Source organism: Serratia sp. TSA_198.1 (assembly GCF_052686505.1).
This window is the reverse complement of the sequence record NZ_JBQZFP010000001.1, coordinates 817,732-836,138: the sequence shown is the minus strand read 5'-3', so window position 1 is coordinate 836,138 and position 18,407 is coordinate 817,732. Positions and strand designations below refer to the sequence as shown.

The window sequence follows — 18,407 nt, the reverse complement described above, 5'->3', positions numbered from 1 at the left end:
GCGATGAAAACATTCAAACCGGCTTTATTAAGCCTGTGTCTGGCGGCCGGGCTGCTGTCCGCCACGGCGTTTGCGGCGGACAGCGTCATCATCAAACCGCTGAACAATGTTCCGGCCGGCTTTATCAAGGGCGTGGATATTTCTACCCTGGCGGATGTGGAGCAGCACGGCGGCAAGTTCTACGACCAGAACAACGTTCAACAGGATCCGCTGGTTATCCTCAAACACAACGGCGTGAACTATGTGCGTCTGCGCCTGTGGGTCGATCCGCAAGACAGCGCAGGCCAACCTTATGGTGCCGGCAATAACAATCTCGCCACCACGCTGGCGCTGGCCAAGCGCGTCAAGGCGCAGGGCATGAAGCTGCTGCTGGATTTCCATTACAGCGACTTCTGGACCGATCCCGGCAAGCAGTTCAAGCCTAAAGCCTGGGACAAAATGAGCTATGACCAGTTGAAAACGGCGATCCATGATTATACCCGCGACACCATCGCCAGCTTCAAGCAGCAAGGCGTGTTGCCGGATATGGTGCAGATCGGCAACGAGATTAATGGCGGCATTCTGTGGCCGGAAGGCAAAAGCTGGGGCCAGGGCGGCGGGGAGTTTGATCGCCTGGCCGGGTTGCTGAACGCGGCGATCGCCGGGCTGCGGGAAAACCTCGATTCGCCTTCACAGGTGAAAATCATGCTGCATTTGGCCGAGGGCACCAAGAATGACACTTTCCGTTGGTGGTTTGACGAGATAACCCGGCGCAATGTGCCGTTCGATGTCATAGGTTTATCGATGTACACCTATTGGGACGGCCCTATCTCAAAGCTGCAAACCAATATGGACGACATCAGCAAGCGCTATAACAAAGACGTGATTGTGGTTGAGGCCGCTTACGGTTATGGCCTGGAAAATTGCGATGATACCGACAACAGTTTCTCCGCCAAAGAAGCGCAGGATGGGGGATATCCGGGCACCGTTCAGGGGCAGGCCGATTTTATTCGCGATCTGATGCAAAGCATCATTAACGTGCCGGATAACCGTGGCAAAGGCGTGTTTTATTGGGAACCGACCTGGATCGCCGTGCCGGGCGCCGGCTGGGCTACGCCGGCCGGGATGAAATATATCGGTGAATCCGGCAAGGATGGCAACGCGCGTGAAAATCAGGCGCTGTTTGATTGCCAGGGTAAAGTGCTGCCTTCATTAAAGTCATTTAATTAATTGCGTCGTCCGTAATAAAGAATTTCAGTGATTACTTTCTAAGGAATTATGATGAATAAATTTCCTCCTTTGAGTGCAAAGGTGCCTGGCCTATTGCATGGGGCCGACTACAACCCGGAACAATGGGTTAATTATCCGGGCATGGTGGAGAAAGATGTAGAACTGATGAAGCAGGCTAGCTGCAATATTATGTCGGTGGGGATATTCAGCTGGTCGAAGCTGGAACCTGAAGAGGGGAAATATCAATTCGCCTGGTTAGACGACGTGCTGAATAAGTTATATGAGCAGGGCATTCACGTATTTTTGGCTACGCCAAGCGGCGCACGCCCAGCGTGGTTGTCGCAGAAATACCCGGAGGTGTTGCGCGTAGGGCGCAATCGGGTACCGGCGTTGCACGGCGGCCGACACAACCATTGCCTGTCATCCCCGGTGTATCGCCGCAAGGTGAATGAGATCAACCTGGCGTTGGCTCAGCGCTATGCGCACCACCCGGCGGTGATTGGTTGGCATATTTCCAACGAATACAGCGGCGAGTGCCATTGCAGCCGTTGCCAGAGTGATTTCCGCGCGTGGCTGCAGCAGCGTTATCAGACGCTGGAGCAATTGAACGAGGCCTGGTGGAGCGATTTCTGGAGCCACACCTACAGCGACTGGTCGCAGATTGAATCGCCTGCGCCGCAGGGCGAGGTGTCGATTCATGGTCTGAACCTGGACTGGCGGCGTTTTTGCAGCACCCAGGCCACCGATTTCTGCGCGCAGGAAATTGCGCCGCTGAAAGCGGCCAATCCGGACTTGCCGGCCACCACCAATTTTATGGAATATTTCTACGATTACGATTATTGGCAGATGTCGAAAGTCATCGATTTCATCTCCTGGGACAGTTATCCGATGTGGCATAACCGGCAGGATGAAACCGGCCTGGCCTGCTATACCGCCATGTTCCACGACCTGATGCGCAGCCTGAAACAGGGCAAGCCTTTTGTGCTGATGGAATCGACGCCGAGCGTCACCAACTGGCAGCCGATCAGCAAGCTGAAGAAACCGGGCATGCATATTCTCTCCTCACTGCAGGCGGTTGCGCACGGTGCGGATTCGGTGCAGTACTTCCAGTGGCGCAAAAGCCGCGGCTCGGTGGAGAAGTTCCACGGCGCGGTGATTGACCATTCCGGGCGGCTGGATACTCGCGTCGGCAAGGAGGTGAGCGAACTGGGCCGGTTGTTGGCCGCCATGGCACCGGTCGCCGGTAGCCGGGTCGAGGCGCGGGTGGCGATTATCTTCGACTGGGAAAGCCGCTGGGCGATGGACGATGCCCAAGGGCCGCGCAACGCCGGGCTGCATTACGAGCAGACGGTGGTGGATCATTATCGTCCGTTCTGGGAACAGGGCATTGCGGTGGATATCATCAATGCCGATTGCGATCTTTCCGGCTACAAGCTGGTGATTGCGCCGATGCTGTATATGGTGCGCGAAGGTTTTGCCGCGCGGGCGGAGGCCTTTGTCCGGCAGGGCGGGCAGTTTGTCGTCAGCTACTGGAGCGGCATCGTCAATGAAAGCGACCTGTGCCATTTGGGTGGTTTCCCAGGGCCACTGCGGCCGTTGCTGGGGATCTGGGCGGAAGAGATCGACAGCCTGACGGATGACGAAACCAACAGCATTCGCGGCGTGCCGGGCAACGAGTTGGGCTTGCAGGGCCGCTATCAGGCGCGCCACCTGTGCGAGTTGATCAATCTGGAGGGCGCCACCGCGCAGGCGGTTTACGGCGGCGACTTCTATGCCGGCCGCCCGGCGTTGACGGTCAACCGCTTTGGCGACGGTAAGGCGTGGTATGTCGCTTCGCGCAACGATGCCTCTTTCCAGCGTGATTTCTTTATGGCGATAGCGCAACAGCTGGCGTTGCCGCGCGCACTGGATACGGCATTGCCGCCGAGCGTGACCGCACAGCGGCGTACCGACGGTGAATCCGAGTTCATTATCGTGCAGAACTACAGCGACAAGACTAAAGCCGTGGAGCTGCCGGGGGAGTATACCGATATGTCGAATGCTGAGGCTCTACAGGGTGAAATGACGTTGGCCCCCTGGGGCTGCCGCATATTGACCCGCAAGTTGGCCTAGTTTCTTCCCCTTGCGCCCGTTCAATCGAACGGGCGTTTTTTTACGTCTGTATCTTATGAGGAAATAACCATGGTCAGTTTAAAAGCCTTTACGCATTATTTCTCGCACCCGAAATCGCCGGTGGAAGATAATAACGTCGATATGCCGTTTTTAGAAACGCTGATGCGGCATTTGGGCGGCCGAGAAAATATCCAGCATGTCGATGCCTGTATTACTCGCTTGCGTGTAACGGTGACGGATTTAGCCAAAGTCGATACGGAAGGATTGCAACAGTCGGGAGCGCTGGGGGTGATTATTATTGGTCAGGAGGTGCACGCGATATTTGGCAAACAGTCAGATAATTTGCGTAAATTATTGGCGGAGCGTTTTTCAGTTAATCATCAGGAATAAAAAATAATTGGTAACCCCCCAAGGGGGTTACCAATGGACGACCGCAACCGGAGAGCATCGTCAAAGACACAGAAGATAATGATGAGAGAATTAAGCTACTGCCAATAAGCCAAGAGCCGTTATTTACCCTGAATTGTGCCTGTTACCACCAGGCTTCAACCTGCACGCCAAAGTTCCAGGTATTGCTGGCGGTGCCGTCCTTGAATGAATTGCCTTGCTCTGAATCGTTGAGATAGGAGGCGTATACGCGCAATTCAGGGCGGGACATGAATTCCGGTCCATCCGCCAACCCCAGCGCCAACGTGTACTTCTCGCCGCCTTGCTTGTAATGGCTGCCGTCTTTGTGGTCATCTTTCTGGTAGAAAGCGCCGGCTTCGCCAATGCCGCGCACGTACTGCGTGAACTGGTACTGTGCCCGACCCACCAGAGAGATCAGGTTACTCTTGTCGATCATATCGCTGAGATCGCTGGCGGAACCCCAGGTCAACACGTGGTTGAGGGAGAATTTATCGGTAATCGGGATCAGGCCGGTATTGATCACCCGGTAACCGGTGGCATCGCGGGTGTTGTTCCAGACGTCATACCAACCGCCGCCCTGGGACACCATGTTCTGCGCCAGGCCCTTGGTGGCGTATTGCAACACCATTTTGTTATAGCCGCCCAACATGTCCTGACTGATCTCGCCGGTCAGCATCACGCCGTTTTCCGCATCGTACAGGCCGCCGTACTCTTTTTGCTTGTTGGTCGGGTTCGGCATCGCATAATCGATACCAAACTCGGTCCAGGCGCCGGTCCACGGCTTCCAGCCGGCATAGCGCAGGTCGAGATAGTTGATGTTGAGGTCGTTATCGTTGTCGACGCGGTAGTCCACGTCGTTGCCGTCACCGCGGATCCAGGCGACGGAGATGGCGCCCGGCCCGAAGGAGAGGTTTTCCACGCCGGCGCCGGCACCTGAAATGTTCCAGTATTTGGTATCGATGATGTGCAGGTCATGACGCTGATAGTAGCGCTTGCCGCCCCAGATCACCGCGTTCGGGTCGCCCGGGATCAGCCCTTTGATTTGCAGATTAAGCTGACGCAGACCGAATTGCGCGTCATCCCCCAGCGTGGTTTCATTGTCGTTGGAGCCGTCCGACACCATGCTGACCATAGTGTCGAGATAGAAGCTGACGTCGTTCTTTTTGTAGACTTCGCTGCCCAGTTCGATCTCTCCGTAGGTATCGGATTCGTTGCCCAGACGGCCAATTTTGTTCTTCTGCCATTCTTCTAACCCACCATCCTGGGATACCCCGACCCCGGAGCGCAGATAGCCATGGAAATCGATCCCTGGGGTTTCGGCGGCAAAGGCGACCGGTGAGGAAAGCGCCATCGCCAAGGCGACAGACAATGTGCGTAGTCTTGTTTTCATGTATGCCTCATTATGTTTTTGTATTACGTTCACATCCACGCAGCAATAGAATGGCTAATCATGACAACAAACAATCGCGTTATTGATTTATTGTGATTTAGTGCAAATAAAACAGCAGGATTTGTAACGGTTAGTGAGAGAGATCACTAAGGTTTGATATGTGAACGAATAACTTTTTTGGAAATTTGATGGATGTGATCGGGGTAACTATGCGGTGAGGAGGGGGCCTGTTACAATCAATCCAGAGCAATCACAGGGAACGGATTATGAAGTCGAAAAACACCACGTTAGAGGATGTTGCCCGCCATGCCGGCGTGTCTTACCAGACGGTTTCACGCGTGTTGAACAAGTCAGCCAATGTCTCTGAAACCACGCGCCGCAAGGTTGAACAATCTATTGAGCTCCTCAGGTATGTGCCCAATCGCCTGGCGCAGCAGTTGGTGGGCAAACAGAGCCGAACGTTGGGGCTGGTCACCGTCTCCCTGGCTCTGCATGCGCCTTCGCAAGTGGCGGCGGCGGTAAAACGTTACGCCAATGCGGAAGGCTATCAGGTGCTGATTTCAATGATTGATGAGAACGTCAATCATGGCATTCAGGACTCGATCAACGATCTCAAGTCGCAGCGGGTAGAAAAGGTCATCATCAACGTACCGCTGGAGACGGCGGTGGCGGAAAAAATCGCCGCGGACAACGATGACATTACCTGCCTGTTCCTCGACGTTGACCCTTACAGTTCAGTGTTTAACGTTTCTTTCAACCCGGCGGACGGCACCCGCGCCAGCGTCAAGTACCTTTACGAGCTGGGGCACCGCGACTTTGCCTTGCTGGCTGGGCCGCAATACTCCATTTCGGCCAATTTGCGGCTGAAGAACTGGCAGGATGCGCTGCAGGATTATGGCCTGACGCCGGTCACGGTGCTGCACGGCAACTGGGATGCGCAAAGCGGTTACGCCGGCGCATTGCAGATGCTGCGTGAGACCCCGCATTTCTCGGCGGTGTTGGTGGGGAATGACCAAATGGCGCTCGGGCTGCTAAGCGCCTTCCATCAGAACCAACTGCCGATACCGGGGCAAAAGTCGGTGATTGGCTATGACGATGCTTATGAAAGCGCCTTCTTCTACCCGGCGCTGACCACCGTCTCGCTGGATCTGGATTTGCAGGGCAAGGAAGCGGTCAGGAAGGTGCTCAACACCAGCGAGAGCGAGCTGTCGCGTGCGTCATCGATTCTGTCGGCAAAGCTGGTGATCCGCAATTCCACCGGGCCGCGCGAGCATAATGACAAGGATTTGAAGCAGATTGCCGAACAGCTGCGCCTGTTGGCGCAACGCCTGGAGCAGTGATCGCTGCCAGACGTTGTTCGACATCGATATTACCCGGCTCCGGTGTTTGCGTCCCAAATCGCCAGTCGGCGCGAATCGGCAAGCGCTCTCAAGACCGCTGAATGCAGATCCGCGCCGACTGACATCACGCCCAATGCACCCATGCCGCCCTCTGGTGTAACGATCTCCATTTATCTACCTCGGCCAGCCTCCCATCGAAGTGCGCTCACAATCAGTGCAATGACCTTCAAACATACCCTCGACGACGGGTGCGATCTCAGTAGATACCAGGTATATTCATCCTATCCCCCCCCATAGGATGCAACTATGCATCAACATGAAACACACCCCGATATCATCAAGCGACTCAAGCGTGCAGCGGGTCATCTGAACAGTACAATCCTGATGCTGGAAAATGGAAGAACCTGCCTTGATATCGCACAACAGCTTCAGGCGGTTGAAAAGGCGGTGACTAATGCAAAAAAAACGCTCATCCATGATCACCTCGATCACTGTCTGGATCACGCCGTGAAGGCTGACGGGGAAGTATCACCGGCAGTTATCCGTGAATTTAAAGAAATAACAAAGTATCTCTGAGGTGCGTCATGCCCGATTTTTCCTCCCTGCTGCAGCAAGGCGTGGGTAACGCCTGGCTGTTTATCCCCAGCGCTATTTTGCTGGGTGCCTTGCATGGTCTTGAACCTGGACACTCCAAAACGATGATGGCCGCCTTCATTGTGGCTATTCGCGGCACGATGAAACAGGCGGTTTTGCTGGGGCTGGCGGCGACTGTCTCGCATACGGCGATAGTGTGGCTAATCGCTTTTGGCGGCATGTATTTGAGCCGTCAGTTTACCGCAGAGGCGACAGAACCTTATTTTCAACTCTTTTCCTCGATCATTATCTTGGGTACCGCACTTTGGATGTTTTGGCGTACCTGGCGGGGTGAACAACAGTGGAAAGCCGAACAAGCTTATGAGCATGAACATCAGGGCCATGACGAATCACACCTGATTGATACTGGCCATGGGCGCGTTGAATTGTCGATCTTTGAAGACGGCATGCCACCGCATTGGCGTTTAAGAAATGTCGCTGGGCAAAACTGGGGAGCAAAGTCGGTCACCGTGACCACTATGCGCGAAAAGGGCTTCTCGCAGATTTTTGCATTCGAGGAAAAAGACGGCTTCTTGCAATCCGTGCATGCGATCCCTGAACCGCATAATTTCACGGCGCGTTTATCCTTAGGTCATGGCGGGCATTCTCATGACTATGATGTCGAGTTCAAAGAACATGAGCATCACCACGATCACGACCATTCGGCGTTGGCAGGCTTGGATGTTTCTTCGCAGGAGTATCAGGATGCCCATGAGAAAGCGCACGCCAACGATATCAAACGTCGTTTTGCCAACCAAAATGTGACGACCGGTCAGATTATTCTCTTTGGCCTGACGGGCGGATTGATCCCATGCCCTGCGGCAATCACCGTACTGCTGCTGTGCATCCAGGTGAAGGCATTTACCTTAGGCGCGGCATTGGTACTGTGTTTTAGCATCGGCCTGGCTATAACCTTGGTGGTGGTGGGTGTTGCTGCCGCTTATAGCGTCAGGCAGGCGACAAAACGCTGGAGCGGTTTCAACACATTGGCCCGCCGTGCCCCTTACTTTTCAAGCATATTGATTGCCGCGGTGGGTATCTACATGGGTATCCACGGTTGGACAGGTTTGATGAATTGATGTGGCCCCGCGCATTGGCGGCCGCGGCTAAACGGCACGGGTTCTCTACGGGAAGACGCCAGGGCTGATGAACCCGGCGGTTGAGATGGCGCATTCCGTGCGCCATCCGGCTTCAATCCTCGGGTCAGGTGTTATCTACCCGGGGATTGGAACGGGTCGGTTGACTGGGGTATTCCACCTGATGTTTGTGCAAATAGTCCCGTATCAGTTGCCGGATCACCTGAGACGGGGTGACGTCCTGTTGCAGGCACAGCTCTTCAAGGGCTTTTTTCTTATCCGGATCGATGAGTATCGTCAGTCGTGCCGTTTTCTTTTCCATGAGGATTCCTCCAGAGGATGATAATCAAATGATAATGGCATGCTGGGTAATCGGCTATCCGACCCGCATCTTCTAAATAACTGTGTTTAATACCGCTACACCCCAAGCCTGAGACAGGTGTTCTGCATGCTCCTCACCTGTAGCACGAATAGGCGCAGCTTTTTAGTTAAAATGCAGCCGCTCAATTTTGCGCGACAGAAAACCTAAATCACAGCCAAAGGTCGGGCCGACGGCGGCGGAAAGGCGGCGCAGCAGGCTGAGCGGCGTCTCAACATGGCCCGGTGTAGCGTAAATAATGACGTTGCCGCTGGGTGCCACGCAGTAAAGAACGGTTTTAAACGCACAGTGCAAGCTGTGATACAGCAGCGTGCTGTCATCGGGCACCTCATGATAATTCAGCACCAACCAGCCCTGAGGCGAAAGGCGACCGGCGCATTGCTCCAGAAAATTTCGCGTGCCCTGTTGCGGGTCCATCGCGAAGGCGCTGTAAAGATCGGAAAATATCAGATCATATTGCCGAGTGGCGGGAGCCCGTAAAAAGTCGGCGGCATCGGCGGTGTGCAAGGTGACCGTTTCATCGGCGGGCAGGGTGAAATAACGGCGGGCGACAGACACCACCGCCGGGCGCAGTTCCACCACGTCCAGCAGCATGTTGGGATCATAGGCATGCAATGCCCGCACCAGGCTGCCGCCCCCAAGACCGAGGATCAGCGCCGCCGAAGGCGGCTGCCAGGCCACCGCCATCAGCATGGTTTTTATGTAGTTGTGCACCGGCACCTGCGGCGCGCTGATGCACATTTTGCTCTGCTCGCAAATGCCGTCGAAACGCAGGGTACGGTAGTCTTTGTGGTCAGAAACGATAATTTCACCGCAATGGTCTTCCTCCCGGGCGATGACTTGTCCACGGGGAGAGAAATCAAGGCTATTTAGCAACTTATCAACAATAGACATGGTAGCTTCGCTTTGGCTCCTTTAGAAAACGGGGGGCTTATTTACGGGCGCACATAAATTCGGCCGTACAGATGCGGCGGCCATTGACCGTCGCCATCCCGGAAAAACGGGCAATGCCGGATCGTTGCCGGACAAAGGCGACATCCATGCGCAATTGGTCGCCGGGTTGGGCCGAGCGGTAGAAACGGGCGCGTTGAATGGACGCAAAGTAATAATGCTCGCCTTCTGACAGTGGGCCGAGAAAGTAGTGGGCCAGCAGGCCGGTACTCTGCGCCAAGGCTTCCACCATCAGGATGCCAGGGAAAACGGTGGTCTGGTGGTGGCCGGTCCAAAAGGTCGGCTCATTGGCGGTGATGTTTTTGATGGCGCTCAAGCGCCCTTCAGAAATCGACGTGCCGGCAGGCAGAATGCGGTCGACCAGCAGACAGGGGAACCGGTGTGGCAGGATAGATTGAACATCCTGGTACTGTAGTGGATTTCCATTCAGCGGCATGATTGATTTTGGATCCTGTCAGCGGGACGAAGCTCGGCCAGCGGTGGCTTATGCGCCCGGCGGGAATGTAATAGCATTATAATGTTATTATCATCATATGCACTAACTGAAAATCGCCAGGTCGGGGATTAAACGCCGTTTAGTGACAACGTAACCTGAAGTTAACGATTGAAGCTGACGATTGAGATTGTCATACAACTGATTGATTAATAATTTTTTTGAGGCGGGGAGAGAGGGCCGCCATCAGGGCGATAGCGGCCAGAACGGTGAATCAGTGTTTATCACGCGTTATTTTATCGAGGTAGCCCATCAGGAAAGCGGAAAGCACGAAGGTGAGGTGGATAATCACATACCACATCAGCTTATTGTCCGGCACGTTCTTGGCATCCATAAACACCCGCAACAGGTGAATGGAAGAGATAGCGACAATGGATGCGGCTACCTTGCTCTTCAGAGAGGTGGCATCCATTTTCCCCAGCCAGCTCAACTTTTCTTTATGTTCGCTGATATCCAACTGCGAAACAAAGTTTTCATAGCCCGAGAACATCACCATGACCAACAGGCCACCCACCAGCGCCATGTCGATCAGCGAAAGCAGGGTGAGCACCAGATCCCCTTCGGTTATGGAGAAGATGTTCGGCAGAACATGCACTATCTCCTGGAAGAATTTGATCGACAGCGCCACCAGCGCCAGCGACAAGCCAAAGTAAACCGGTGCCAGCAGCCAGCGAGAGGCATACATAGCGTTTTCTATAAAGCGTTCCATAGTCATCTGAGTTTGTTACCAAAAGAGGCGCACAGTATAGCTCAGGACGCCCGGCAGAAGGCAAGCGCAGCACCTTGTACGGGGATGGGTTACTTCCAGGAGGCCGGGCATTTTATGACGGGTAATTCCCTTTTACTCAGTGCGTGTTCTCTGGGGTTATCATCCATTTTTGGTTATTTTCGCACTATATATTGAGCTCTCCATAAATCGTACTAGCATTTAAATGCTGTAATTAGGAATTTAATCGGTGTTTTATATCGAAACTGAATTATATATATCGGAAATAAATCTACCTATTGGAGAACGTCATGGAAAATTCCCTGAATGGAAAAACAAGCGGTTGGGACAGTGTTAATGATCTACTGAATTACCATAATAGAGGTAATGGTTTAACCCTCAATAATAAGCCTTCTTTCGGTGTGGAAGAGGCCGGCAAGCAAATAGCGCGCAGTGAACAAACCTGGAATGGCGTTCATGTCACCGGCAAAGGGGCTACCGTCACTTATTCCTTTCCTGATTGGGATTATAATCAGAGTAATTTAAATGCCCGTTTCGGTTCTCCAGATACCGGCCTTAGCGCCTTTACTGCCGAACAACAGGCGCAAGCCAAGCTTTCTTTGCAGTCTTGGGCTGATGTCGCAAACCTGACTTTTGTTGAGGTCGGCCCAGAGCAAAAGTCCAACATTACCTTTGGTAATTATGAGGGTAATACTCAGGCTTATGCGATTAAGCCTTACACCGGTGCCGGTAACGACTACCGCGGGCATAATACCGACGGCCAAAGCTGGTTCAACATCAATTACGATTACGCGGATCCCCGAGATGGTGTTTACGCCAACTTGCACCCCGAACTGGGTAACTACGGCCGTTTGAGCATCACTCACGAAATTGGGCATACGCTGGGGTTGGATCACCCGGGTGTTTACAATGCCGGCCAGGATCCCAGTTATGAGAAGGGGACCTATGCCGAAGATACCCGTCAGTTTAGCGTGATGAGTTATTGGGATGAAGCTGTGACCGGCGGTGATAACGGTGGCCATTTTGCCGCAGCGCCGCTGGTTGACGATATTGCCGCCATTCAGTATCTCTATGGGGCCAATACCACCACGCGCACCGGGGATACGGTGTATGGGTTCAATTCCAATACCGGCCGGGATTTCTACAGCGCGCAAGACAGCAACCAGAAACTGATTTTCTCCGTCTGGGATGCGGGTGGCAATGACACGCTTGATTTCTCGGGATATACCCAGAACCAACGCATTAACCTGACGGAAGGCTCCTACTCCGACGTCGGTGGATTGAAGGCCAACGTTTCCATCGCTCTGGGCGCAACCATTGAAAATGCCATCGGCGGTTCGGGCAATGATGTGATTGTCGGCAATAACGCCGCCAATATTATCAAGGGCGGCGCCGGTAATGACGTTATCTACGGCGGAAGTGGGCAAGATCAACTCTCAGGCGGCAACGGAAAGGATATTTTCGTTTTCGCCGCCGTGAGTGATTCACCTTATAAATCGCCTGACAAGATCCTGGACTTTGAGAGCGGTATCGACAAAATCGATCTTTCCTTCTTTAACCATGGCGATAAAGGCAACGACTTTATTCATTTCGTTGAGAACCTCAGCGGCCAGGCGGGAGAGGCATTGTTGTCTTACAACGCGCAAACTCATTTGAGTGAGTTAGCCCTGAATATCCATGGCAATGCCGGGCCGGACTTCCTGGTGCAAATCGTCGGACAGGCGAATGCCGCCACGGACTTTATTGTTTAAGCCCTTATGCGGTGGGTTATGCCCACCGTTCTTTTATGGTTTTATTCGCCCCCCTCATGACAATCCTTTCGCACACTGACTGCCCGAACCGCTTTGTAAGGATTTCGTAAGCGGTTAGGAAATTTCTCACCAATGCAAATAATAGGGTTTTAATGATATTGCTTATGATAAGCATTATCATTAACATGCTTTTATTAAGTCTACGCAGAAAGACCATTCTTATAAAATTGTTAATTTTCGTTAATACCCTTGATCCCGATTAATTACCGGGGCGAAGCAACTGCGAGCAAATACTAATAATTATTGCAGGGTTAATACATGTGCAAAACTTTTAATTACCAGGGAATTATCGGGCATTCCATCCTATGGGGGACGTTGATCGGCAGTTCCCTTAACGCTAATGCTGAAGTAAATAAAACTCCATTAGAAAAGACCACGCAAAATGAAGAGGAAATAACGGTTGTCGCGCCCGTGATTGAGAAAAAGGCCGGGACAATAACCACGATTAGCGCGCAAGACATGCAGAAAAAAGGGGGAAATGATTTCGGTTCGATCATGCGTTATGAACCGCTGATTAGCGCCACGGGCGTCAGTGGAGGATCGTCCTCGGGCAAAAGCGGTTTCGATCGCAGCGGCTACACCGGGTATAACATTCGCGGCCTGGAGAGCAATCGCGTCGGCCTGGATGTCGACGGCATTCCACAGCCAGACGCCACCGGGCGCAGCTATGTCAGCCGAGCCGGCCTTAACACCTTTGGCATCGGCAGGGACTATATTGACCCTTACATGTACGGCCAGGTGGAGATCGAATCGGGAGCGACCTCGATTGAACGTAGCAATACGTCTATCGGCGGCGCTGTTTCGTTTTCGCCGAAGTCGGCAGATCAGTACCTGTCACCGTCCAAACAGACTTACTTTGGTTACCAGAGCGATTACGACTCGTCCAACCGCAGTTGGCACAACGGCATTACCGCAGCTGCGGGCGATGACCAACTTCGCGGGGTGTTCGTTTATAGCCGCCGCGACGGCCAGGAAACGCGCAACAACAGTGGCACTTACCAGGCTTACCCGGCCAACTGGCATTCCAATGCGCTGATGGCGTCCGGTATCTGGCAGCCAAATGACGAACACAAACTCACCGGCACGGTGGATTACTACGATAAAGTCAACCACACCCATTACGACAGTTGGAACTCGGCCGGCAGCGCCATCCTGGGTACCGCCCAACAGCAGAGCAATACGCGCCGTTGGGGAGTGAGCGTGAAAGATGAATGGACACCGTACAATGATTTCGTCGATACCCTGACATCAAAAGCCTATTACCAACAGACCCAGGCGCATGACAACACTTACATGCCCACCAGTACCGGCAGCATGGAGCGGGTTTACTCCGACTACAACGTCAATACCTACGGCTTTGAAACGCTGATAACCAAAACGCTGGGGCGTCATGCATTGAGCGGAGGGCTAAACGCGAGGTTAACCGATACCGAGCGGCCATTCCGTGAAGAGCCGGCCCCCAGCGTGTCCACGGCCATCATGCAACCGGAATCAGACAGCCGCAGCTACGCGTTGGGCGGTTTTGTGCAGGACAAGATCCAATTTGATCTCGACGGGCACGGTTTTGCCGTGGTGCCGGGCGTGCGCGTGGCTCACCAAAGCACCAAGCCGCAGAACCTGACCAGCCTGACCACCGGCAGCACGGTGCTGACGGAGTCCGAGCTGGAAACGTTATACGGCAAAAGCAACACCGACACCCAGATATTGCCGTCTCTCAGCGTCGAGTACGATATTACGCCGGCGCTGATGACCTATTTGCAGTACAAGCGTGGCGCACAGTTCCCGAACGCCAGCCAGCTTTACGGCTCATGGAATCTCGGCTCCAGCTATGCGGGCACGGCGCAGTATGCGTTGATCGGCAACGCCGATCTGAACACCGAAACCAGCAACAATCTGGAATGGGGCATGAAGGGAGACGTCGTGGACGGGGTGACAATGCGCACGTCGCTGTTCTACAACACCTATAAAAACTTCATTGCGTATACCCGTTATCAACGGGCCAGCAGCCCGGACAAGTTCGCTAATGTGCCTTCCAATATCTATACCATTTATCAAGCGGAAAACCGTGATAAAGCCTATATCTACGGCGCTGAAATCAGCACCAGGGTGAATTTTGGCACCTGGTTTGAGCAGGTTAACGGGCTGAGCGCGAATTTTGCGCTGGGATATAACCAGGGCAAATCCAAGTCCAGCTATTCCGGCGATAAATATGTCGATATCGACAGCGTAGCGCCAATGAAAGCCATCGTGGGCGTAGCCTGGGATGATCCGGCGAAACGCTACGGCGCGGCGGTAACGGCAACCTTCGTCAAAGGCAAACAGGCGACGGCGACCAACCGTGAAAGCTACAACAACGCCAGCGGCAGTACGCTCACCGACGCCACCACGGAATATCTGCGCGTGCCGGGTTACGGCCTGGTGGATATGTCCGCCTATTGGCAGGTTGCCCGCAATGTGAAACTGAGCGGCGGCGTGTATAACATCACCGACAGGAAATACCGCGATTATCTGAGCAGCCGTGAACTCACGGACTCAACCCGTCAGGATGCCTACGACAATGCGTTGGCCGTCATGCCGGGAAGAACCTTCCAGCTTGGCGTCAACGTGGATTTCTAACTACCGCATTTTGATCAACCGCTAGCGTTTATGCCGCCTTTCGTCAATGAAAGGCGGCTGTCGCGCTTTAATGAGGCTGGCCATTACGCGCTTAAAGGAGACTTCGAATGAAATCATGGGTTATCGGATTACTGGCGCTGCCGTTTTCGGTATTTGCCGGCGAACGTGTGATCGCGATTGGCGGAGACGTCACGGAAATTATTTATGCTCTGGGCGCTGGGCAAACGTTGGTCGCGCGCGACAGCACCAGTCAGCAGCCGCCGCAAGCCACAGCATTGCCGAATGTCGGTTATATGCGCCAGCTCAACACCGAGGGGATCCTGGCGATGAAGCCCTCGTTGGTGATCGCCAGCGAATTGGCGCAACCCTCTTTGGCATTGCGCCAAGTCGAACAGGCTGGGGTGAAAGTCGTGACGGTGACGGGTAAGCCCGAACTTGGCGCGATCGACGAAAAGATCGCCGTCATTGCCGCCACTTTGGGGCGAGAAAAAGAGGGGAAAGCCCTGCAGGCCAAACTGGATCGTCAAATCGCCGCCGTACCGACTCATCGATTGCCGGTCAGAGTGCTGTTTATCATGGCGCATACTGGCATAGCGGCAATGGGGGCAGGTAACGGCACCGCAGCAGAGGGCGCCATTCGCAGCGCCGGGTTGGACAATGCCCTGGCTGGCGTGACGCGTTATCAGCCGCTGACTCAGGAAGGGCTGGTAGCCGCCGCGCCGCAGTTGCTGGTAATAGGTAAGGCCAGCCTGCAACGGATGGGCGGAGAAGCGAATCTCTGGGCATTGCCGGGGTTGGCGTTTACCCCCGCGGGCAAGCAGCGGCAGTTGCTGGTGATTGATGACAACGCCTTGCTGAGTTTTGGCCTGGATATGCCGACGGCCATAGGGCAATTGCGTCAGGCGGCCGAGGCCGTCGCGCCTTAACTTTTAACGCCTTTGTTATCCACGTGGCCTAATGGCCGCTCAGGGAAGCATCGATCGCGTAAACGCTGTTTGAGCGCGGCCGCGTCGGGGAAGCCGCCTTCTGTTTTGCGATCCCAGATGACAAAGCCATCCACGGTGACCTCATAAATGCCGCCGGTGCCGGGAACCAGCGTCACGGCGGCCAAATCGGTGCCGAAAGTATGGAGCAATTCTTGCGCCATCCACGCTGCGCGCAACAGCCAGTTGCATTGCGAACAATAGTGAATGGTGACAGCGGGGGACGTTTTCATTGAGCAGGCCTGGGCGGTAAGATTTCCTCATCATCGGATGCCGCCGCAGCCCTGTCAAGCCGGCCGATCAGGGGCGCAGCAGGGTCAAATCGATCTGCCATTTATTGATTTTATTGTACAGCGTGGTGCGCGATAGCCCGAGCAGCCGCGCGGCCTGCCGCAGATTGCCGCCACTGGATACAATTACCTGCATGATATGGGTACGTTCGTTATCTTCCAGCCTGGCGGAAGGTGCTGCGTCAGGCTCAGTGAGATCACGAGTGATTTCCTCAGGCAGGTCGCCCACGTCGATCTGCAACCCTTCGCACAGGTTCACCATTCGTTCCACCAGGTTTTCCAGTTCGCGCACGTTGCCCGGCCAACGCCAGGCGCTAAGGCAGGCCATCGCCTGCGGTGACACCTGCGGCGGGATTTTTTTCATGCGCGTACAGAGTTTGTGCACAAAGCCGTTAACCAGCCCGGCGATATCTTCCCGTCGTTCGCGCAGCGGCGGAACCGAGAGGGAGATGACGTTCAGGCGGTAATACAGATCGCGCCGGAAAGCGCCATTCTCTACTGCCTGCGCCAGATCGCAATTGGTGGCCGCCACGATGCGTACGTTGACCTTCACCGGGTGCGTGGCGCCGATCCGCAGCACTTCACTCTCCTGCAGCACGCGCAGCAGACTGGTTTGCGCATCCAGCGGCATTTCGCCGATTTCATCGAGCAGCAGAGTACCGCCATCCGCCAGCTCAAATTTCCCGGCGGAACCGCCACGGCGCGAGCCGGTAAAGGCACCATCCACGTAACCGAAAAGCTCGCTCTGCACCAGATCGCGCGGCAAGGCACCGCAGTTAACGGCAACGAAGGGTTCATTACTGCGTGCGCTGCCGTTGTGGATCGCCTGAGCAAACAGTTCTTTGCCGGTTCCGCTCTCGCCGGTCAGCAGAACGGTGCTGTCGCTGCGGCTGCTGGTGCGCGCCTTGGCAATGGCTTCCCGTATGCGGCTGGAATGGCCGTATATCATGTCAAAGGTATAGCTGGCGCTGACCCCCATCACGCGGCGGGTGATGGCGCGAATACGCTGGTTCTCGCGCAGGGAGAGCACCCGGCCGTCATCCGGCGCGGGCATCAACGAAATCACGCAGGAGAGGGCCGCTTTGCCTTCGGGCATAAAGACCATTTCACGATCGTTACAAAACGGCATGGTCAGCAACGAACCGGACTGCGGGCGCAGCACCTCGTCGAGGGACAGGTCGCCAGGCTCCAGGCCGTCAAAAATCTGGCGCGCATAACGGTTGACGGTTTTCAGCCTGCCGTGGCGATCGCAGACAATAACGCCTTCATTCAGCGTTTCCAGAATGGACTGTTGTTCCGCCAGCAGCCGACGCAACTGCAACTGTTGGCCGACGGCCTCCGCAGCTGCCTGCACGGTGCCCAGGGTGTGGGCGTTGAAGTTATCCGGCGTGGCGGTGAGCGTCAGCACGCCGATCATCACGCCTTCAGCGTTACGCACCGGTGCCGCCGCACATTGGCGATGGCGCTGACGCAGACCCATTTTCCAGTTTTCACCGCTTAACACATACACCAGACGCTGTTCCCGCAGGCAGCGCGCGGTGCAGTTGGTGCCCTGAACGTCCTCGCGCAGAATGCTGCCGACCGGCGTCAAATCCGCGCCGCAGTAGTGAAGGGTGACGCCGTTGGCGTCGGTCAGGTTGATGTGGCCGTCAGGGTTATAGGCCAGCAGGTTTTCCATGATGCCGTGCGCCACCTTAATCAGCTCGCTGTTTTGCGCCAGAATCATCTGCAGCCGGTCCGCGGGCGGCGAGTGATAGACAAACTCCTCGGGGTCGATGCCGTTTTCACGCGAACGCTGCCAGGATTGCAGGATCGACTTGCGGATCCAGCCGGGTTGCCCGCCTTCATTAAAAACCTGCCAGCCTTGCCAAAACAGGCTATCCCATTCACTGGCCTCCGGGCCTCCCGGGAGGCTGAAAATCGGGTCGCTCTCGTCTTTGATCGGCATCAGTCCGGCGGCAGTGTGCATGCGGTTCTCCAGTTTGGAAT

Annotated in this window: 16 protein-coding genes; 9 read left to right on the top strand and 7 right to left on the bottom strand. The window is 54.8% G+C overall.

Features of this window, described 5'->3' with window-relative positions; all coding sequences use genetic code 11:
• Positions 1-3: 3 nt before the first annotated feature.
• The 3 genes from ACUTSW_RS03890 (at position 4) to ACUTSW_RS03880 (ending at position 3,711) form a co-directional block, all read left to right on the top strand.
• Positions 4-1,209 (top strand): glycoside hydrolase family 53 protein, encoded by a 1,206-nt coding sequence (locus tag ACUTSW_RS03890; RefSeq protein WP_020439017.1) that lies wholly within the window; start codon positions 4-6, stop codon positions 1,207-1,209.
• A gap of 51 nt (positions 1,210-1,260) precedes the next feature.
• Positions 1,261-3,321 (top strand): beta-galactosidase, encoded by a 2,061-nt coding sequence (locus ACUTSW_RS03885; protein WP_445584442.1) that lies wholly within the window; start codon positions 1,261-1,263, stop codon positions 3,319-3,321.
• A 69-nt stretch (positions 3,322-3,390) separates the two neighbouring features.
• On the top strand, positions 3,391-3,711 hold the full coding sequence (locus ACUTSW_RS03880; RefSeq protein ID WP_004944371.1) for a PTS transporter subunit EIIB: 321 nt from the start codon (positions 3,391-3,393) through the stop codon (positions 3,709-3,711).
• A 142-nt stretch (positions 3,712-3,853) separates the two neighbouring features.
• Here the strand turns inward: ACUTSW_RS03880 and ACUTSW_RS03875 are convergent, their stop codons facing one another.
• Positions 3,854-5,119, bottom strand: a complete 1,266-nt coding sequence (locus ACUTSW_RS03875) for a maltoporin (RefSeq protein WP_063198330.1) — start codon at positions 5,117-5,119, stop codon at positions 3,854-3,856.
• 266 nt (positions 5,120-5,385) lie between these two features.
• On the opposite strand from ACUTSW_RS03875, the gene ACUTSW_RS03870 reads away from it, so the two are divergent.
• The 3 genes from ACUTSW_RS03870 (at position 5,386) to ACUTSW_RS03860 (ending at position 8,171) form a co-directional block, all read left to right on the top strand.
• Positions 5,386-6,459: a LacI family DNA-binding transcriptional regulator gene (locus ACUTSW_RS03870; RefSeq protein ID WP_062790844.1), complete on the top strand. Its 1,074-nt coding sequence runs from the start codon at positions 5,386-5,388 to the stop codon at positions 6,457-6,459.
• Positions 6,460-6,765: 306 nt separating this feature from the next.
• The gene (locus ACUTSW_RS03865; protein WP_062790842.1) at positions 6,766-7,035 is read left to right on the top strand and encodes a metal-sensing transcriptional repressor; all 270 of its coding nucleotides are present in this window, start codon (positions 6,766-6,768) and stop codon (positions 7,033-7,035) included.
• Between the two features lie 8 nt (positions 7,036-7,043).
• Complete coding sequence (locus tag ACUTSW_RS03860; RefSeq protein WP_445583724.1) at positions 7,044-8,171, top strand: nickel/cobalt efflux transporter; 1,128 nt, start codon at positions 7,044-7,046, stop codon at positions 8,169-8,171.
• A gap of 124 nt (positions 8,172-8,295) precedes the next feature.
• Here ACUTSW_RS03860 and ACUTSW_RS03855 read toward each other — a convergent pair whose 3' ends face one another.
• From ACUTSW_RS03855 to ACUTSW_RS03840, 4 genes are all read right to left on the bottom strand, one after another.
• On the bottom strand, positions 8,296-8,490 hold the full coding sequence (locus ACUTSW_RS03855; protein ID WP_006318355.1) for a ribbon-helix-helix protein, CopG family: 195 nt from the start codon (positions 8,488-8,490) through the stop codon (positions 8,296-8,298).
• A gap of 162 nt (positions 8,491-8,652) precedes the next feature.
• Complete coding sequence (locus ACUTSW_RS03850; protein ID WP_063198323.1) at positions 8,653-9,441, bottom strand: spermidine synthase; 789 nt, start codon at positions 9,439-9,441, stop codon at positions 8,653-8,655.
• A gap of 37 nt (positions 9,442-9,478) precedes the next feature.
• Positions 9,479-9,934 carry a 3-hydroxyacyl-ACP dehydratase FabZ gene (gene fabZ / locus ACUTSW_RS03845; protein ID WP_004944391.1) on the bottom strand — a complete coding sequence of 152 codons (456 nt, stop codon included), beginning with the start codon at positions 9,932-9,934 and terminating at the stop codon, positions 9,479-9,481.
• Between the two features lie 271 nt (positions 9,935-10,205).
• Positions 10,206-10,700 (bottom strand): TIGR00645 family protein, encoded by a 495-nt coding sequence (locus ACUTSW_RS03840; protein WP_062870808.1) that lies wholly within the window; start codon positions 10,698-10,700, stop codon positions 10,206-10,208.
• A gap of 308 nt (positions 10,701-11,008) precedes the next feature.
• On the opposite strand from ACUTSW_RS03840, the gene ACUTSW_RS03835 reads away from it, so the two are divergent.
• The 3 genes from ACUTSW_RS03835 (at position 11,009) to ACUTSW_RS03825 (ending at position 16,071) form a co-directional block, all read left to right on the top strand.
• On the top strand, positions 11,009-12,469 hold the full coding sequence (locus ACUTSW_RS03835) for a serralysin family metalloprotease (protein ID WP_445583723.1): 1,461 nt from the start codon (positions 11,009-11,011) through the stop codon (positions 12,467-12,469).
• Positions 12,470-12,787: 318 nt separating this feature from the next.
• Positions 12,788-15,145, top strand: coding sequence for a TonB-dependent receptor domain-containing protein (locus ACUTSW_RS03830; RefSeq protein ID WP_445583722.1), 2,358 nt, complete (start codon positions 12,788-12,790; stop codon positions 15,143-15,145).
• Between the two features lie 107 nt (positions 15,146-15,252).
• Complete coding sequence (locus tag ACUTSW_RS03825; protein ID WP_445583721.1) at positions 15,253-16,071, top strand: heme/hemin ABC transporter substrate-binding protein; 819 nt, start codon at positions 15,253-15,255, stop codon at positions 16,069-16,071.
• On the opposite strand, the gene ACUTSW_RS03820 is transcribed toward ACUTSW_RS03825, so the two are convergent.
• Positions 16,068-16,361 (bottom strand): SelT/SelW/SelH family protein, encoded by a 294-nt coding sequence (locus tag ACUTSW_RS03820; protein WP_063198314.1) that lies wholly within the window; start codon positions 16,359-16,361, stop codon positions 16,068-16,070. The genes ACUTSW_RS03825 and ACUTSW_RS03820 overlap by 4 nt on opposite strands.
• A gap of 67 nt (positions 16,362-16,428) precedes the next feature.
• A complete protein-coding gene (locus ACUTSW_RS03815; RefSeq protein ID WP_445583720.1) occupies positions 16,429-18,387 on the bottom strand; it encodes a sigma-54-dependent Fis family transcriptional regulator in 1,959 nt (652 codons plus the stop codon).
• Positions 18,388-18,407: the final 20 nt, after the last annotated feature.